The sequence below is a fragment of the Fructilactobacillus sp. Tb1 genome (assembly GCF_050500285.1).
Classification (GTDB): domain Bacteria; phylum Bacillota; class Bacilli; order Lactobacillales; family Lactobacillaceae; genus Fructilactobacillus.
The window spans coordinates 1,192,053-1,209,218 of the sequence record NZ_CP191377.1 but is presented as its reverse complement, the minus strand read 5'-3'; the positions used below and the strand labels follow the sequence as shown (position 1 = coordinate 1,209,218).

Genomic DNA, 17,166 nt, shown 5'->3' with positions numbered 1-17,166 from the left:
TATTCATGAATATGAACGAAGTTTTAACTGGTAAGCTTAAAGGCGATTACCATGCTATTAACTGGAACCAAGTTGACGATTCTGTTGATAAAGCAACTTGGCACAAGCTTACAGAACAATTCTGGCTTGATACCCGGGTTCCCGTTTCTAACGATTTAAAAGATTGGCGTGAATTAGACGATGACCATAAATGGCTTGTTGGTCATGTCTTTGGTGGTTTAACTCTACTTGATACCCTTCAATCTCAAGATGGAATGGCCTCACTTAGAAATGATGCTACTACCCAACATGAAATTGCGGTATTGAACAATATTCAATTTATGGAATCTGTTCACGCTAAGAGTTATTCAACTATCTTCTCTACGCTTAACACCCCTAAAGAAATTGCTGAAATTTTTGACTGGAGTGATACTGAAGAATTCCTTCAAAACAAGACTAAGAGAATTTATAACCTTTACCACGATGATGGTCATCCATTGAAAAAAAAGATTTCAAGTGTATTCCTTGAAACTTTCCTATTCTACTCTGGATTCTTTACGCCCCTCTGGTACTTAGGTCATAACAAGTTAACTAACGTGGCTGAAATCATCAAATTAATCATTCGTGATGAATCAGTTCACGGAACTTACATTGGTTACAAATTCCAAATTCAATTTAACCAATTAAGTGCTAACGAACAAGCAGAAATTAAAGACTGGATGTACAACTTCCTTTACGACTTATACGAAAATGAAGTTAAGTACACTCACCTCTTATATGATAAAGTTGGTTTAACTGATACAGTTCTTACCTTTATTCGTTATAATGCTAACAAAGCTTTAATGAACTTAGGTCAAGATCCAATGTTCCCTGATACTGCTGAAGATGTAAATCCCGTGGTTATGAACGGTATTTCAACTTCAACTGTTAACCATGACTTCTTCTCCGAAGTTGGTAATGGTTACCGTCTGGGTAATGTTGAAGCTATGTCTGACGATGACTACAAGATTGGTTCATGGGAAGACAAACGTAAAGATAAATAAACAAAATTAAAGGACTTGCCACTTGGCAAGTCCTTTTTGTATCCATTATTTTAAATAGATTTTTAAAATTCTGTTCATTGTAAAAATAATTAGTAAGGTCAAGAAAAATGAAAAAGTAATATCCGACATAAAATGCGCTCCAATAATTAAACGACTAAAACCAACTAAAATCGCCCAGCCTAAACCACAATAGAAAGTCGCTTTACGATATTTATCAGCTACGAACCAAGAGCCAACTATTGCTAAAGTAGCTGCCATAGTATGTCCAGACGGAAATGATTTATGCCCAGTTTTTCCATTAATTTGAAACCAATTCGTGAAATGCTCTGCTGATTTACCGATTTCATATGGTCGATACCTTCCCCAAGTATCTTTTAAAGCTAAATTAGCCTCTAAAGCAAACCAGGCGGTCGCTGAAGCAAAGACGGAAATAAGCAAGAGTTTCTTCACTTTTTGTTCACTCATCTTTTCAATTAAACTTTGCATAACTAAAGTAATGACACCCCAGATAACCAGGCAAATTAACAACGTGGCAATTCCACTACTATGAGCAGAAGTATCGTTAATCGTACTTGCTAGTCCAACTGGCAATCCGTGATTAAGATTATTACTAGCTGAATCGATATATACATAAATTTCATTGATACAGAGTTTTAGTTGCCAAAGCGACAAACTGAATCCAGCAACAAATAATGCTAACGAAAAACATTGATCATGTTTTTTAATGCGTAAGGCATATCCCATCGCAAACTCACCAGCAATTACAAAAATTAAATATAATGGTAATTCCCCAATCACTTGAAAAAGGATTGCAAACCAACTGTTGTAATTAATCACCAGATTACTAATTTTCAAATCAGAAACGCTGGCAATTGACATCAATAATACAAAAGCTATGATGCTTAAATAAAATCCGTTTCCTAAAAACTTATTTTTAACCATAATTTTCTCCCAAAAATATTTTATTTACAGGTTTATTCTAAAAAACTTAAGTAAATCTAAAGTAAATAAAACCAAGAGAATTGTAATTTTTGTGTAAAAAAATAACATCCACTAAAAAGTGAATGTTATTTTAAGTTTTAATCTAAACCTACTCGATGAAAAATATCATCAACATGACGTAAATGATAGTGATAATCAAATGCATCATCGATTTCAGCTTGGCTAAGATGCTTCTTAATATCAGCGTTAGTTTCAACTAATGGTTTGAATAGCATTTGTTTATCCCAAGCTTTAGCCGTCAATGGTTGTACTAAATCATATGCTGCTTCACGACTCATTCCAGTATTGATTAATTTCAACATTACTCGTTGACTGTAAATTAATCCATAAGTGATATTCATGTTAGCTTTCATGCGGTCAGGAAAGACGTCTAAGTTAGCTAAAATACCGTTAAAGCGATACAACATGTAATCAAGTAAAGTAGTTGCTTCTGGTAAAATAATTCGTTCAGCAGAAGAATGAGAGATATCACGTTCATGCCATAAAGAAACATCTTCATAAGCTGTAGTCACTAAGCCGCGTAACGTCCGAGCTAACCCAGTTACATTTTCAGAACCAATTGGATTCCGTTTATGCGGCATAGCTGATGAACCCTTTTGCCCAGCAGCAAAGTGTTCTTCAACTTCATGAATTTCGGAGCGTTGCAAACCACGAACTTCTGTCGCAAAGTTTTCGATACTAGTCCCAATTAATGCAATCGTAGCAATATATTCCGCATGTAAATCACGGGGCAAAACTTGACTAGCAACTTCTTGAGCTCGAAGACCAAATTTATCACAGACATATTTTTCAATCTCAGGATCAATGTTAGCAAACGTTCCAACTGCTCCAGAAATTTTACCGGCTTCTACTTCAGCTGCTGCTTCAGCAAAGCGTTTTTGATTTCGTTTCATTTCTGAATACCAACGAGCTAATTTCAAACCAAAAGTTGTTGGTTCAGCTTGGACCCCATGAGTCCGACCCATCATCACCGTTTTCTTGTATTTTAAGGCTTTTGCTTTGATAGTTTCAGTTAATTCATCAAGATCGGCTTTAATGATTTGGTTGGCTTGTTTCAAACGAATTGCTTGAGCAGTATCAACTAAATCAGTACTAGTCATTCCATAATGAACCCAACGTTTTTCTGGTCCTAAATAATTAGACACATCACGAGTAAAAGCAACTACATCATGATGAGTAACTTCTTCAATTTTGTCGATTTCATCAGCATCAAATTTAGCATTTTTGTGTAATGCATCCATTTCAGCGTCAGAAATTAAGCCTTTTTGATGCCAAGCTTCGTCGATGGCAATTTCAACATCTAACCAAGTTTGGTATTGATTTTGTTTACTCCAGATTTGTTGCATTGGTTTGCGTGAATATCTATCAATCATGTGATTTCTCCCAAAAAGTAGTTTTAGTTATTTTTCGTTACGTAAATATTCTTGTAATTCAGCAATACTGATTAAAGTTAAATCTTCTTGTGCAGCAAATTTTTCTAAATCAGCAGTACGTGCCATTGTGCCATCATCTTTTAAAATTTCAATGATATAGGCAACTGGTTCAGCACCGGCTAATTTAGCTAAATCAACTCCAGCTTCAGAATGCCCATTACGAGTTAGAACCCCACCAGCCTTAGCTAAAAGCGGAAAAATATGGCCAGGATGATAGAAACTATCATAAGTTGAGTTTTTATCAGCTAAGGCTTTAATAGTTTTGGCACGATCAAAGGCTGATACACCAGTTGAGGTTGTTTTAGCATCTAATCCCACTGAAAATGGAGTTCCGAATGCATCAATATCTTTGGTCATGGGTTCAATTCCAAGACGTGCTGCTACTTCTGGTCCAACTGGAGCACAAAGCAATCCTTTTGCTTTGGTAACCATGGTGTTTACGGCTTCTGGAGTGACAAATTCAGCCACCCCGATTAAATCACCTTCACCCTCGCGATCGACATCATCGGCCACGATGATTAATTTACCTGCTTTTAAATCTTTGATTGCTTGTTCCATTCTTGCTTTTAATTCTGGTTGTAACATTTTTCCGCCTCCTATAAGTTGGATTAAAAGTAGTAGTAGTTTTTAAAATAATCCGGAAATTTTTCCGTCTTTATCAATTTTGATATTTTCAGCTGCTGGATGTTTTGGTAATCCAGGCATCGTTAAAATTTTGCCAGTTAAGGCGACTAAGAAACCGGCTCCGAGTTTAGGCACAAACTCACGAACATGAATTTCAAAGTCTTTTGGAGCTGCAAGTTTCTTAGGATCATCTGACAATGAATATTGCGTCTTTGCCACAATCACGGGAAGTTTATCCCAGCCTAATTTTTCGTAACTAGCGAGTTGTTTCTTGGCTTTGTCAGAAAGCACCACGCCTTTTCCACCGTAAATGGTAGTTACAATTTTGTTTAATTTCTCAATTGCAGAGTCGTCAGGATTGTAAAGCGGTTTGAATTCAGCCGGTTCAGCAGTGGCTTTCACAACTTCCTTAGCTAATTCTCGTGCACCTTCGCCACCCTTGGCCCAGACATTGGCTGGAACAGCAGTGACCCCTAAATCTCGAACATAGTCATCAACTAATTGAACTTCTTTTTCAGTATCAGAAGTAAATTCATTAACAGTCACAACGACGGGAATCCCATAACGTTTCATACTCTTAATGTGTTGGCCTAAATTGCTGAGCCCTTCTCTTAAAGCAGAGAGATTTTCTTTTTCAAGATCATTACGATCAACGCCACCGTGCATCTTCAAGGCACGTACCGTTGCCACAATCACAATCGCATCTGGATGTTTGCTCAATAATGGAGTTTTCACATCAAGAAATTTTTCGCCTCCAAGATCAGCCCCAAATCCAGCTTCAGTAACGGCAAAATCACCAAGTTTAAGTGCTGTTTCAGTTGCTTGAATCGAGTTAGTTCCTTGAGCGATGTTGGCAAACGGACCACCGTGAATTAATGCTGGCGTATGTCCAATGGTTTGAACTAAATTGGGATGAATCGCATCTTTTAATAAAGCGGTAATTGCACCACCAACTTTGAGCTGTGCAACTGTGACTGGTTGTTTGTCATAAGTGTAACCTACCACAATCCTATTAATTCGGTTTTGTAAATCTTCCAAATCAGTCGAAAGCGTCAAAATCGCCATCAATTCAGAGGCTGCAGTAATGTCGAACCCACTTTCACGAGGGACACCACTGAAACGACCACCTAACCCCATCACAACATTTCGCAATTCACGGTCATTCACATCAATCGTCCGTTTCAATAACAACTGACGCGGATCCAAATTCAATGGGTTACCTTGATAAATACTATTATCTACTAAGGCGACTAATGTGTTTTGGGCAATCGTCAAGGCGTGGAAATCTCCGGTTAAATGCAGATTAATATCTTCCATCGGAACTACTTGAGAGTAACCACCACCGGCAGCCCCACCTTTCATCCCCATGACAGGTCCTAAAGATGGTTCTCGAAGAGCCAAAATAGTTTTATGACCTTCTAAATTTAAAGCATCCGCCAATCCAACTGCGACTGTTGACTTACCTTCACCGGCACGAGTCGGATTAATTGAGGTAACTAAAATTAATTTTCCATCTTCATCACTGTGTAGCTTCGAATTTAAATCAACTTTGGCTTTATCACGACCATAAGGAATTACTTCTTCTGGTTGCAAGCCAGCTTTTTCTGCAATCTTTTCAATCGGCCACTTTTCGGCAGCTTGGGCAATTTCAATATCTGTTTTCATGTTATTTTTCACCTCCTTTCGTGCTAATTTTCAGCGATATCTTTGCGATATGCTAAAACTGAGTTAATTGCTGCAAGTTCTGCATAAACTTTCTGCCGCGCAGCTTGCATGTTTTTTCCGTGATTAATCAAAGTCAAAATTCTTCCCCCATCACTAACTAAATCAGTTGCATTTTTGTCGACACTGGCAAAATCAACTTCACCAGTGAAATGTGGAATCGCAAAGTTGCCACTTTGCCGTTTTGGATATTCCGGATCAGCTAGCACTACTCCAACGTAAACGTCTTTCGTTTGCCAAACTGGTTGCACCTGTTTTCCAGTAATTAAACTATCAATTAAAGTATAAAAATCCGATTCCAATTGCGGTAAGACTACTTGGGTTTCGGGATCACCAAACCGGACGTTGTATTCAATGACTTTCGGACCATTTTTAGTCAAAATTACTCCGGTATATAACACTCCTTGATAAGGCGTGTTATTTTTTTGCATGGCTGCCAAAGTTGGTGCAACTAACTTATCAATTGTTTCTTGCACGACTTTTTGTGAAATACTACGAACGGGACTATATGATCCCATTCCGCCAGTATTTGGACCTTTATCACCATCAAAACGGCGTTTATAATCATGAGCCAATGGTGCGTGAACGACTTGATTCTTACCAATTAAAGAGAAGAAAGAAAACTCAAATCCGTCTAAGTATTCTTCAATGACTAATTTACAATCTGGTTTTTTCGTAAAAACATCCGTCAAGAATGCCATCGTTTCTGTTTCAGTTTGATGAATCGAAACCCCTTTACCAGCAGCCAATTCATCAGTCTTAATCACCACGGGATAACCAATTTGGTTAGCGGCATTTTCTGCATCCGCTAAATTAGTCACCGTCATGGCTTGAGCAGTGGGAATATCGTTATCTAACAACAACTTTTTCATGAAAGCTTTAGAACCCTCTAGTTGGGCCGCCGCTTTAGATGGTCCAAAAATTTTCAAATTTTCAGCATCAAAAGCATCAACGATTCCCGCAACTAACGGAACTTCATTACCGACAAAAGTTAAATCAATTTGATTATTTTTCACGAATTCAATTAATTTAGCAAAATCAGTTGGTTTAATATCCACCGTTTCAATTCCAGCTTCAATCATTCCGGCATTACCCGGAGCAACAATCACTTGCTCAACTTGAGGACTGCGTAAGAACGTTTTGGCAATCGCATGTTCACGAGCACCCGAACCGATGACTAATACTTTTTTCATCATTTTCTCCTAGTGTTTGAAGTGACGAGTTCCAGTAAAGACGAGCACGACTCCTAATTCGTTCGCTTTATCAATTGAATCTTGATCACGAATTGAGCCACCGGGTTCGATGACCGCTTTGATACCGTTATCAGCAGCATATTGAACTGAATCATCCATTGGGAAGAAAGCATCTGAAGCTAAGACAGCTTCATCATAACCTGGTTTAGTTTTCGCATGCTTGATTGCAATTTTAACGGAATCAATACGGTTTGGTTGACCAGCACCAACTCCTAAAGTTTGGTCATGTTTGGCAACTACGATTGCGTTTGACTTAACGTGTTTAACCACATTTTGGGCAAAGACCATAGCTTTCAATTGCGCGTCAGTTGGTTGTTTTTCAGATACAACTTTCACGTGGTCAAAGTCGTTTGTGACAACGTCGCGTTCTTGCATGACAGCTCCACCAAGGATTGAAACAGTTTCAATATGTTGTGGGATTTTGTTAGTAAATGGAAGAGTTAACAATCTGATGTTTTTCTTCTTGGCTAATTGAGCAAAAGCATCATCATCAAAACTTGGGGCGATAATAATTTCCAAGAAAATCTTGCTGAGTTGTTCAGCAGTCTTTAAATCAACGTTACGATTTAATGCCACAATTCCACCAAAAATTGAAATATCATCGGCTTTGAAAGCTTTGTTCCAGGCTTCATTGATCGTTTCACCCAGTCCAATTCCAGCTGGATTCATGTGTTTAACTGTTACAACGGCTGGTTCTTTAAATTCAGCAATGATTCGAAGTGAAGCATCAATATCACGAATGTTGTTGTATGAAAGTTGCTTTCCGTGCAAAATATTAGCATTTAAAACTGAGTATGGTTCAGCAATGGGATTCTTGTAAGCCATGGCACGTTGTTGTGGGTTTTCTCCATAACGGAGTTTGTCGAATTCCTCGTAAGTTTCAGTGAACTTCGGTGTGAATTCTGCGCCAGTAAAGAATTGGGCAATTAATGCATCATAAGCAGCGGTCGTCCGGAAAACTTTGGCAGCTAATGATTTTCTGAATTCGTAGTCATCTTCATGGTTCGCAATTTTATCTAAAACAACTTGGTAATCACTTGGTTCCACCACAGCTAAAACGTCTTTGAAGTTTTTCGCAGCTGAACGAAGCATTGAAGGACCACCAATATCAATTTGTTCGATAGCTTCGGGTTCAGTAACCCCTTCTTTTTGAATTGTATCTTTGAATGGATAAAGATTTACGGCGACTAAGTCAATAGGTGTAATATTTTGGGAAGCTAATTGTTCCATATGTTTAGGGTCATCACGACGAGCAAGCAAACCACCATGGACATTGGGGTGTAAAGTTTTTACTCGTCCATCAAGCATTTCGGGGAAGCCTGTCACTTCATCAATTTCAATCACAGGAACTCCGGCAGCTTTTAAAACTTTGTATGTACCACCAGTTGAGACAATTTCGTAGTCTTGTTTTACTAAACCTTGGGCAAATTCAACAACTTGATCTTTATCAGAAACACTAATTAACGCTCTTTTCATTGGAATACTCCTCTTTGAACTAAATTTTGAATGGTTGTGGGATATAAACGATGTTCAACTTCATGAATTCGTGGTTCTAAATGCTCAACGGTCTCATTGTCATAAATGTCAACGGGACTTTGAGCAACAATCTGACCGCCGTCAACAGTGGCATCAACGAAATGAATCGTGACCCCCGTGACTTTCACGCCATAATCATAAGCATCTTGAATTCCATGTCGTCCAGGAAAACTGGGTAACAACGCCGGATGGATATTTAAAATTCGATTAGGATAATGACTAATGAATTCAGCAGATAAAATGCGCATGTAACCGGCTAAAACAATTCCGGAGACTTTATCAGCTTGTAACTGCCGAATAATTTTAGCTTCAGTTTCTTTTTTACCGTCGTGGTAATCAACGACTAGCACTGGAACATTAAATTGGTTCGCATAGTTAATGACATTGGCATCCGCATGATCAACAACTAATCGTGTGATTTCAATTGGCCAATTTTCTTGGGTAATTTTTTCCATAATGGCCAGGAAATTTGAACCGGTTCCTGACGCCATGATTGCTAATTTCGTTTTTACCATTGAAAATCACCCGTGAAAACAACGCTTTCATCATCTGGATTAGGTTTAGCTTGTAGCTTACCTAATTCCATTACTGGTTGAATAATTTCTTTAAAATGTTCTAATACTTTGGTCTCATTTTCAGGATGAACAATTAAAATCATTCCGACTCCATTGTTGAAAGTCTTTAACATATCTGCATCTGACAAATCGCCTTGTTTTTTCAAAAGTTTGAAAACGTCAGGAATATTGATTTGATCAGCCTTAATTTCAGCTTGCAGATTATCAGCAAATGAACGAGGTAGATTACCGACGATTCCGCCACCAGTGATATTACTAATTCCAGTTAATAGATGTTGATCCAATAGTTCTTTTAACATGGGATAATACAATGTCGTTGGTGTTAATAACGTCTTTTGTAACTCTGATGGTAACTTTGCAAAATCAGCCTTGGTTTTAATACCTAATACTGAACGAACTAAGGAATAACCATTGGAATGAATTCCACTGGATGGTAATCCAATTAAAATATCACCAGCTCGAGTATGTGATTTTGCATTGAGTAAATCATCTTTTTCAACAATTCCAACTCCAAAGGCAGCTAAGTCATAATGATGCGGTTGATATAAGCCAGGTAATTCAGCCGTTTCGCCACCAATTAAGGAAGCTCCAACCTCTTTAGTCGCTTTCGCTACTCCAGTTACAATTTCAGCAACAACATCTGGCCGAAGTTTATCAACGGCTAAATAATCTTGTAGGAAGAGTGGTTTCGCCCCTTCTGCCACAATATCATTCATGACCATAGCCACTAAATCTTGACCAATGGTTGTGTTATTTTCAGCAGCAACCGCAAGTAACAATTTAGTTCCCACTCCGTCACTTCCACTAACTAACACAGGATGTTGATAACCAGTAGGAATTTCCATTAAGGAACCAAATCCACTTAAACTTCCGAGGACATTTGGTGTATAAGTATCTTTTACGACTTGGCTGATTTTATGAACGGCTTCATTTCCCGCTGCAATATCAACACCAGCTTGTGCATATGCATCTTTTGTCATTACTTCCTCCAATTAATTTTTCAATTCTGGGTCAAAGGTAACTTCATGTTTCTTAAAATCATCAGCTAATTCAAATTGATAATCATAAACCGGTGATGGATAATGACCGTCAAAGTAAGCGGTCGTTAAGCCAATTTGTTTGCCACCTGGTTGATTAATCGCATTAACTAGACCTTCATTTGAAAGGAAAGCCAATGAATCAGCGCCAATGATTTGCCGAATTTCTTCGGTCGTATGATTAGCAGCAATTAGCTCATCCCGGGTTTGCATATCGACTCCATAAAATGAAGGATATTTGAACGCTGGAGAAGCAATGCGAACATGGACTTCTTTGGCACCCGCTTCACGTAAAATATTAATAATATATTTTGAAGTGGTTCCACGCACGATTGAATCATCAACCAAGATTACTTTTTTATCTTTTAATACCGCTGGAACGGCACTCAATTTCATTCGAACGGCATGTTCGCGTCGTTCTTGGGTTGGTTCAATAAAAGTTCTGGCAATGTATTGGTTTTTAATTAATCCCATTTCATTAGGAATTCCAGATTGATTAGCATAACCTAGTGTTGCTGAAAGTGATGAGTTCGGAACCCCAATCACGACATCCGCATCAACTGGAGCTTCTTTCGCTAAATTTGCCCCCATTCGTTCTCGAGCTTGATGTACATTAATGCCACAAATCGTAGAATCAGGTCGCGCAAAGTAAATAAATTCCATCGAATCAATTGCTAATTTAGTGTGTTTGGCAAAATGATGAATTTGCATCCCTGCATCATCAATTTTGATTAATTCACCCGGCTTAACATCACGGACGAATTTCGCATGCACTGCAGCTAAGGCAGCACTTTCACTGGCGAAAACATATGATCCGTTTGCTAGTTGACCAACTACAAATGGTCGGAAGCCATGAGGATCAAGGGCTCCATAAATTCCATCTGGGGTCATCAAAAGAAAAGCAAATCCTCCATGAATTTGGTTCAAAGCATCCTTTAATTGATCAATAAATTTAGTTTTCTTAGAGCGACGAATCAAATGCAATAAGATTTCGGTATCAGATGAAGATTGAAAAATAGCTCCTTCATCCTCGAGCTGTTTACGTAAAGTTTTAGCATTCGTGATATTACCGTTATGGGCTAAAGCAACTTGCATATCGTTGAAATTCACCATAAATGGTTGAATATTTTCAACCCCATTTGATCCAGCTGTTGCATAACGAACATGGCCAATGGCAGCTCGTCCAGTTAAGTTTTCTAATTTTTGTGGATCAGCAAAGACTTTACTGAGCAAACCTAGTCCCCGTTCCTGCCACAAATGACCATGGTCATTTGAAACAATTCCAGCTCCTTCTTGACCGCGATGTTGCAAAGCATGTAAGCCATAAAAAGTTAATTGAGCAGCATTTTCAACGTTCCAAACTCCAAAAATCCCACATTCTTCATTTAAAGATTTTGTTTCAGTTAGCGGTCTAACTCCCATGAAATGGCCTCCTGGTAATTCTTTTGTGCAGTTGGTTTATCAACGTTAAATGTTTGATCAGCGGATTTAAACTTAAGTTCATTTTCATGAGTAACTTGACCAATTTGATGAGCTAAGTCACCAGCTAATTTTTCAAAATCAGCTTGTTTAGCGGCTGGCACAGTTATAGCAAATAGTGATGGACTTTCAGCAAAATAGTAACTTGTTGGTTGTTGAATTTCGGCATTAAAACTAAAGTCAGTATCAAAACTCATTTCAGCTAAAGTAGTTGCTAACCCACCTTCAGCAACATCGTGAGCCGCATTGATAAGTTCCGCATCAATTCCAGCAAGCACTAATTTTTGGTTGGCAATTTCTTTGGCATCATCAAATTTATTTAAGTTTCCACTAATGGAACCATCAATCATTTTTTGAATTTCTGATCCATTAAAGTCAGCATGAATTTCACCAACGAGATAAATTAAATCACCATTGTTTTTGAATTTGATGGTCGTCGTATGGTCAATATTCTTAAGTAAACCTACCATTCCAATCATTGGCGTTGGGTAAATCGCTTTACCATCAGTTTCGTTATATAAAGAAACATTTCCCGAAATAACCGGCGTATTTAATTCTTTCGCCATTTGATTAATTCCGTCACATGATTCAGCTAATTCATAGTAAATTTCGGGATCATCAGGATCACCAAAGTTTAAACAATCAGTGATCCCAATCGGTGTTGCCCCGGTTGCCACAATGTTGCGAGCCGCTTCAGCAACGGCTAATTGACCACCAATTTTCGGATTTAAGTAAACGAAGCGACCATTAACATCCGCTGTCATTGATAATCCTTTGTGAGTTCCTTTAATTCTGACAACTGCGGCGTCACCACCAGGTTTGACCACTGTGTCAGTTCTGACCATGCTATCAAAATGCTTGAATAAGTCCTTCTTAGAAGCAACAGTTGGTTGTTTCAATAAGTTCAACAATGTTTTAGCTGGTTTATCAAAGTTATAAGTTGGTTGGACCACTGGTTTAGTAACTCGTTCAGGTGCCTTGGTTTGCATATCTTGTTTGGGTGGAGTTAATAATTCTTGAACATTTAAATTCGTAACTTCCACTCCAGCAAAATCTAAAACAAATTTACCATCATCAGTTACTTCACCAATATCAACTGCTTCTAAGCCTTTGTCGTAAAAGAGTTGTTGAATGTCTTTCATCTTGTCAGCTTTAACCACCATCAACATGCGTTCTTGTGATTCTGACAACATTAATTCGTAAGGGGTTAAGTTAGTTTCTCGTTGCGGAACTAAATCCAAATTAAGATGGATTCCGTTACCAGCTTTGCCAGCCATTTCAGCTGAAGAAGAAACTAATCCAGCAGCTCCCATGTCTTGGACGCCGACAATTTCTGAACCAAATTTTTTAATGGCTTGAATGGTCGTGTCCATGACTAATTTTTCTAAAAATGGATCTCCCACTTGGACGGCTGAACGATTTTGTTCTTCGTCACTATTGAAATCACTTGATGCAAAAGTGGCACCGTGGATTCCATCACGTCCAGTACGAGCCCCTATGTATAAAATTCGGTTTCCAATTCCGTTAGCTTGACCAACGTGTAAATCTTGATGATCTAAAATACCAACTGCCATTGCATTTACCAAAGGATTAGCTTGATAAGTTTTATCGAAAGCAATATCACCACCAACTGTGGGAATTCCTAACGCATTACCATAACCAGCGATTCCAGCTATAATTCCATTCAACAAATGTTTGGTTTGTTTATTGTCCAATTCACCGAAGCGAAGACTATCTAACACAGCGATTGGTTGTGCCCCCATCGAAAAAATATCTCTGATAATTCCCCCAACTCCAGTAGCAGCTCCTTCATAAGGTTCCACGGCTGACGGATGATTATGTGATTCAGCTTTGAAAACAACTGCTTGTTCATCACCAATGTCTAAAACTCCGGCCCCTTCTCCAGGACCTTGCATAACGCGTTCGTTCGTTGACCAAAACTTACGAAGCACTGGTTTTGATTTCTTGTATGAACAATGTTCTGACCACATAGCGGCAAATAATCCCGTTTCAGTGTAGTTCGGTAAACGGCCAATCGTTTTACAAATTAAGTCATATTCTGGTTCAGTTAATGACCAGTCGAGGTAAATTTTAGTTTGTTTGATTTCTTCAGGAGTTGGTTCATGTTGCATGATACTTGGTATTTCAGTCATCGAAGCATCCTCATTTCTACTTGTTTAAAATACTGGTAAAGAAAGCTTTTCCATCGGTTGAACTAATTACAGCTTCAATCGCACGTTCCGGATGAGGCATCATCCCAAATACGTTACCGCGTTGATTAGTAATTCCCGCAATTTGATTTGTTGAACCATTAACATTGGTGAGATATTTAAAAATAACTTGATGATTAGCTTCAAGTTGTTTGATAGTAGCATCATTAGCAACGTAACGACCTTCACCATGGGCAACTGGCAAATTAATTTTGTTGGTATCATATTGTTTACTGAAGTTCGAATCCCCATTTTCAATCTGTAAATCAACTTCATCACAGATAAAACCGGGATGTTCATTCATCATTAATTGACCAGGTAATAAACCCGCTTCTGTCAAGATTTGGAAACCATTACAAATTCCAACAATGATTTTACCCTTAGCATCTTCTGCTTTTAAAGCTTCAATAATCGGAGAAAAACGGGCTACTGCACCAGATCTAAGATAATCACCGAATGAGAATCCTCCTGGTAAGAAAATCGCATCGTAGTCAGATAAATCAGTCGCATTATGATCAACTAATTCTGGATCAAAGCCTAATTGATCTAAGGCATACATCAGATCTAAATCACAATTAGATCCCGGAAATTGAATTACAGCTGCTTTCATAATTACTCCTTAATTTCGGCTAAATCGTAAGTATAAGTTTCAGTGTTTGGGTTAATTAACAAACTTTCCGTAACTTTTTTGAGTTTGTCTTCGGCTTGATTTTTTGAATCATCATCTAATTTAATTTCGAAATATTTACCTTGTTTGACTTGGTTAATATCTTCAAAACCTAATTGATCAAGACTTTTACGAATCACATCACCTTGGGGATCAAAAACAGATGGCTTGTAAGAAACATAGACTTTACCTAAATACATAACTATTCTCCTAATTCTTTTTTCAAACGGTTAAGAACATCGTCGTAAACAGCAGTTAAACTACCTAAGTTCTTGCGAAAGATATCTTTATCAAGTGATTTACCAGTCGTTTCATCGACGATGCGCATGTTATCAGGTGAAAGTTCATCACCGAGAATAATGTTATTGTGAATGTCGAAACCAAATTCAACTTTGAAATCAACCAGTCTGATATTCATATCAGCAAAGATAACTTTAAGTAAATCATTAATCTTTAAAGCTTCAGCACTGATATAAGCTAGTTGGTCAGCATTTAAAATATTTAAAGCTTCAATTTGTGATTCATTAATCATGGGATCATCAAGTTCATCGGATTTGTAATAGAATTCTTGCACTGGTGGAACTAAATGAATCATCGGTTTAACAGCGTATTTAGTGACGAAATGACCCGAAGCATAGTTACGAGTAACTACTTCTAACGGAATCATCGTTAATCTTTTTGAAATAACATCGGTATCGTTAACCGCTTCCACAAAGTGGTTTTTGATGCCCTTTTTAGTTAAGTATTCGAATAAACGACCACTGATTTGATTCGTGTAATAACCCTTGTCTTCGATTTGCACTTTCCGTTTTCCATTTAAAGCAGTCGCTTGATTCTTACTGTGAATCCAAACTAATTCAGGGTCGTTAGTGGTAAAAATTTGTTTGGCTTTTCCGTCGGCAATCATAACTTTCTTGTCTAATTTATTCATGATGTGATTTCTCCCAAGCGATTAGCTTATTTCCATTTTCTTTTCCTAAGACAGTGATGTGTCCCATCTTGCGTTTCGGTTTGATCGGCGTTTTTTCGTAATCGTGAAAATGCCATTCTGGATGATTAGGTAAATCTTGCCGAGCCATTGAAATTTCGTCACCCAGCAAATTAATCATGGTTACAAAATCATTATTTGCTTGAATATCTTCAATTGGCAAACCAGTCACACTTCTAATTTGACCTGCAAATTGAGAAGTATTGGAACCTTCAATACTATAATGACCAGAATTGTGAGGTCGTGGGGCTAACTCGTTAACGTAAAGTTCATCGTCAGTGACGAAAAACTCAATTCCAAACATCCCTTTTAAATCTAAGGCTTTCGCGATTTTTTCAGCTATGACCTTGGCTTTCGCAGTTAACTTTTGGTTAGCTTGATCGTCTACGACTGAAATTTTTAAAATGTGATCTTGATGATAATTAATTGAGATGGGCCAAGTAACGATTTGTTGTTTACCATCAACGGTCACCATCATGCTGGCTTCTTCGTCAAAGTTAATTTTCTTTTCTAAAATAAGTGGATCTTGTGGTTTAATTTCAATCGGTAAGTTTTCAATATCAGTGGCATTATTGATATCCCATTGACCGTGTCCGTCATAACCACCAGTAGTCGTTTTTAAAATTAAGGGATATCCTAGTTTTTCCGATTGTAGCTTTAAATCTTCAATTGATTTAATTTCTGCAAATGGTGCAACCGGAATATTTAAGTTTTTTAAAAAGTTTTTTTCTAAAATTCGATTGGAAGTAGTTTTTAAAATGTTAGAGTTTTGGGGAATTGCAGTTAACGATTTAATCGTTTCAATTCCATCTAAATCAACATTTTCAAATTCGTAGGTCACGACATCTGACTTTTCCGCTAATTCCTTTAAAGCAGCTCGATCATCATAATCAGCCACGATTTGGGCATCAGAAACTTTACCAGCTGATGAATCAGGATTAGGATCCAAAATGATAACCGTATAGCCCATTGGTTTAGCAGCTTCGGCCATCATACGGCCAAGTTGACCACCACCAATGATTCCAATGGTAGCAGGAGGAACAATCACTTTATTTTTCATTAAGTTCACGTTCACTTTCCACCACCTTTTCGGCAAGTCCTTGGCGATATGTAAGTAATTTATTTTTAATTGATTGATCGTTAATAGCTAAAATTTGAGCGGCTAGATAACCGGCATTCTTAGCACCAGATGTTCCTATAGCAGTTGTTGCAACTGGAATTCCAGACGGCATTTGAACGATGCTGAGTAATGAATCAACTCCGTGTAAGGCTTTGCTCATTACTGGCACACCAATCACGGGAACGATAGTATTAGCAGCCACCATCCCTGGTAAATGAGCAGCACCACCTGCACCTGCAATCACAACTTCGACTTCGTTTTCAAGTAATGATTTAGCATAATCAATCATGCGTTGTGGGGTACGATGAGCTGAAATGATATGTACGTCGTAAGCAATATTAAAACTAGATAAAACATTAACGGCTTCTTTCATGGTTTCCCAATCAGAAATAGATCCCATAATAACCTGAACTTTTTCCATATTAATTCTCCTAGAGTTCGCGTTTACTTCTTCACATACATATTAAATCATATCTTTTATGAATTTTCAAACGGAAT

The 17,166-nt window shown here is 37.9% G+C and carries 16 protein-coding genes; 1 reads left to right on the top strand and 15 read right to left on the bottom strand.

All coding sequences use genetic code 11. The features are described 5' to 3' along the window. Window positions 1-5: 5 nt before the first annotated feature. Window positions 6-1,022, top strand: coding sequence for a class 1b ribonucleoside-diphosphate reductase subunit beta (nrdF, locus tag ACQW5G_RS06210; RefSeq protein WP_429970608.1), 1,017 nt, complete (start codon window positions 6-8; stop codon window positions 1,020-1,022). Between the two features lie 45 nt (window positions 1,023-1,067). Here nrdF and ACQW5G_RS06205 read toward each other — a convergent pair whose 3' ends face one another. The 15 genes from ACQW5G_RS06205 to purE all read right to left on the bottom strand — a co-directional run bounded on the left by ACQW5G_RS06205 (window position 1,068) and on the right by purE (window position 17,089). Beyond that, on the bottom strand, window positions 1,068-1,964 hold the full coding sequence (locus tag ACQW5G_RS06205; protein WP_429970607.1) for a phosphatase PAP2 family protein: 897 nt from the start codon (window positions 1,962-1,964) through the stop codon (window positions 1,068-1,070). Window positions 1,965-2,101: 137 nt separating this feature from the next. Beyond that, window positions 2,102-3,397: an adenylosuccinate lyase gene (gene purB, locus ACQW5G_RS06200; RefSeq protein ID WP_429970606.1), complete on the bottom strand. Its 1,296-nt coding sequence runs from the start codon at window positions 3,395-3,397 to the stop codon at window positions 2,102-2,104. Between the two features lie 27 nt (window positions 3,398-3,424). Next, window positions 3,425-4,042, bottom strand: coding sequence for a 3,4-dihydroxy-2-butanone-4-phosphate synthase (gene ribB, locus ACQW5G_RS06195; protein WP_429970605.1), 618 nt, complete (start codon window positions 4,040-4,042; stop codon window positions 3,425-3,427). A 42-nt stretch (window positions 4,043-4,084) separates the two neighbouring features. Beyond that, the gene (locus tag ACQW5G_RS06190) at window positions 4,085-5,746 is read right to left on the bottom strand and encodes a formate--tetrahydrofolate ligase (protein WP_429970604.1); all 1,662 of its coding nucleotides are present in this window, start codon (window positions 5,744-5,746) and stop codon (window positions 4,085-4,087) included. 23 nt (window positions 5,747-5,769) lie between these two features. Continuing rightward, window positions 5,770-6,996: a phosphoribosylamine--glycine ligase gene (gene purD, locus ACQW5G_RS06185; protein ID WP_429970603.1), complete on the bottom strand. Its 1,227-nt coding sequence runs from the start codon at window positions 6,994-6,996 to the stop codon at window positions 5,770-5,772. A gap of 9 nt (window positions 6,997-7,005) precedes the next feature. Next, window positions 7,006-8,532 carry a bifunctional phosphoribosylaminoimidazolecarboxamide formyltransferase/IMP cyclohydrolase gene (gene purH, locus ACQW5G_RS06180; RefSeq protein ID WP_429970602.1) on the bottom strand — a complete coding sequence of 509 codons (1,527 nt, stop codon included), beginning with the start codon at window positions 8,530-8,532 and terminating at the stop codon, window positions 7,006-7,008. Continuing rightward, window positions 8,529-9,107 (bottom strand): phosphoribosylglycinamide formyltransferase, encoded by a 579-nt coding sequence (gene purN, locus ACQW5G_RS06175; protein WP_429970601.1) that lies wholly within the window; start codon window positions 9,105-9,107, stop codon window positions 8,529-8,531. The genes purH and purN overlap by 4 nt, the downstream gene beginning before the upstream one ends. Beyond that, entirely contained in the window at window positions 9,101-10,147 is a 1,047-nt protein-coding gene (gene purM, locus ACQW5G_RS06170; protein WP_429970600.1) for a phosphoribosylformylglycinamidine cyclo-ligase, read from the bottom strand. Before purM ends, purN begins: the two co-directional genes overlap by 7 nt. Window positions 10,148-10,159: 12 nt before the next feature. Continuing rightward, window positions 10,160-11,626 (bottom strand): amidophosphoribosyltransferase, encoded by a 1,467-nt coding sequence (gene purF / locus ACQW5G_RS06165; protein ID WP_429970599.1) that lies wholly within the window; start codon window positions 11,624-11,626, stop codon window positions 10,160-10,162. Further along, on the bottom strand, window positions 11,608-13,836 hold the full coding sequence (gene purL, locus ACQW5G_RS06160) for a phosphoribosylformylglycinamidine synthase subunit PurL (protein WP_429970598.1): 2,229 nt from the start codon (window positions 13,834-13,836) through the stop codon (window positions 11,608-11,610). The genes purF and purL overlap by 19 nt, the downstream gene beginning before the upstream one ends. A 16-nt stretch (window positions 13,837-13,852) precedes the next feature. After that, the gene (gene purQ, locus ACQW5G_RS06155) at window positions 13,853-14,503 is read right to left on the bottom strand and encodes a phosphoribosylformylglycinamidine synthase subunit PurQ (protein ID WP_429970597.1); all 651 of its coding nucleotides are present in this window, start codon (window positions 14,501-14,503) and stop codon (window positions 13,853-13,855) included. Window positions 14,504-14,505: 2 nt separating this feature from the next. Continuing rightward, window positions 14,506-14,760, bottom strand: a complete 255-nt coding sequence (gene purS, locus ACQW5G_RS06150; RefSeq protein ID WP_429970596.1) for a phosphoribosylformylglycinamidine synthase subunit PurS — start codon at window positions 14,758-14,760, stop codon at window positions 14,506-14,508. A 2-nt stretch (window positions 14,761-14,762) separates the two neighbouring features. Then, on the bottom strand, window positions 14,763-15,491 hold the full coding sequence (purC, locus tag ACQW5G_RS06145) for a phosphoribosylaminoimidazolesuccinocarboxamide synthase (protein WP_429970594.1): 729 nt from the start codon (window positions 15,489-15,491) through the stop codon (window positions 14,763-14,765). After that, window positions 15,484-16,608 (bottom strand): 5-(carboxyamino)imidazole ribonucleotide synthase, encoded by a 1,125-nt coding sequence (gene purK, locus ACQW5G_RS06140; protein WP_429971896.1) that lies wholly within the window; start codon window positions 16,606-16,608, stop codon window positions 15,484-15,486. The genes purC and purK overlap by 8 nt, the downstream gene beginning before the upstream one ends. Beyond that, on the bottom strand, window positions 16,598-17,089 hold the full coding sequence (purE, locus tag ACQW5G_RS06135; protein ID WP_429970592.1) for a 5-(carboxyamino)imidazole ribonucleotide mutase: 492 nt from the start codon (window positions 17,087-17,089) through the stop codon (window positions 16,598-16,600). Before purE ends, purK begins: the two co-directional genes overlap by 11 nt. Between the last annotated feature and the right edge of the window lie 77 nt (window positions 17,090-17,166).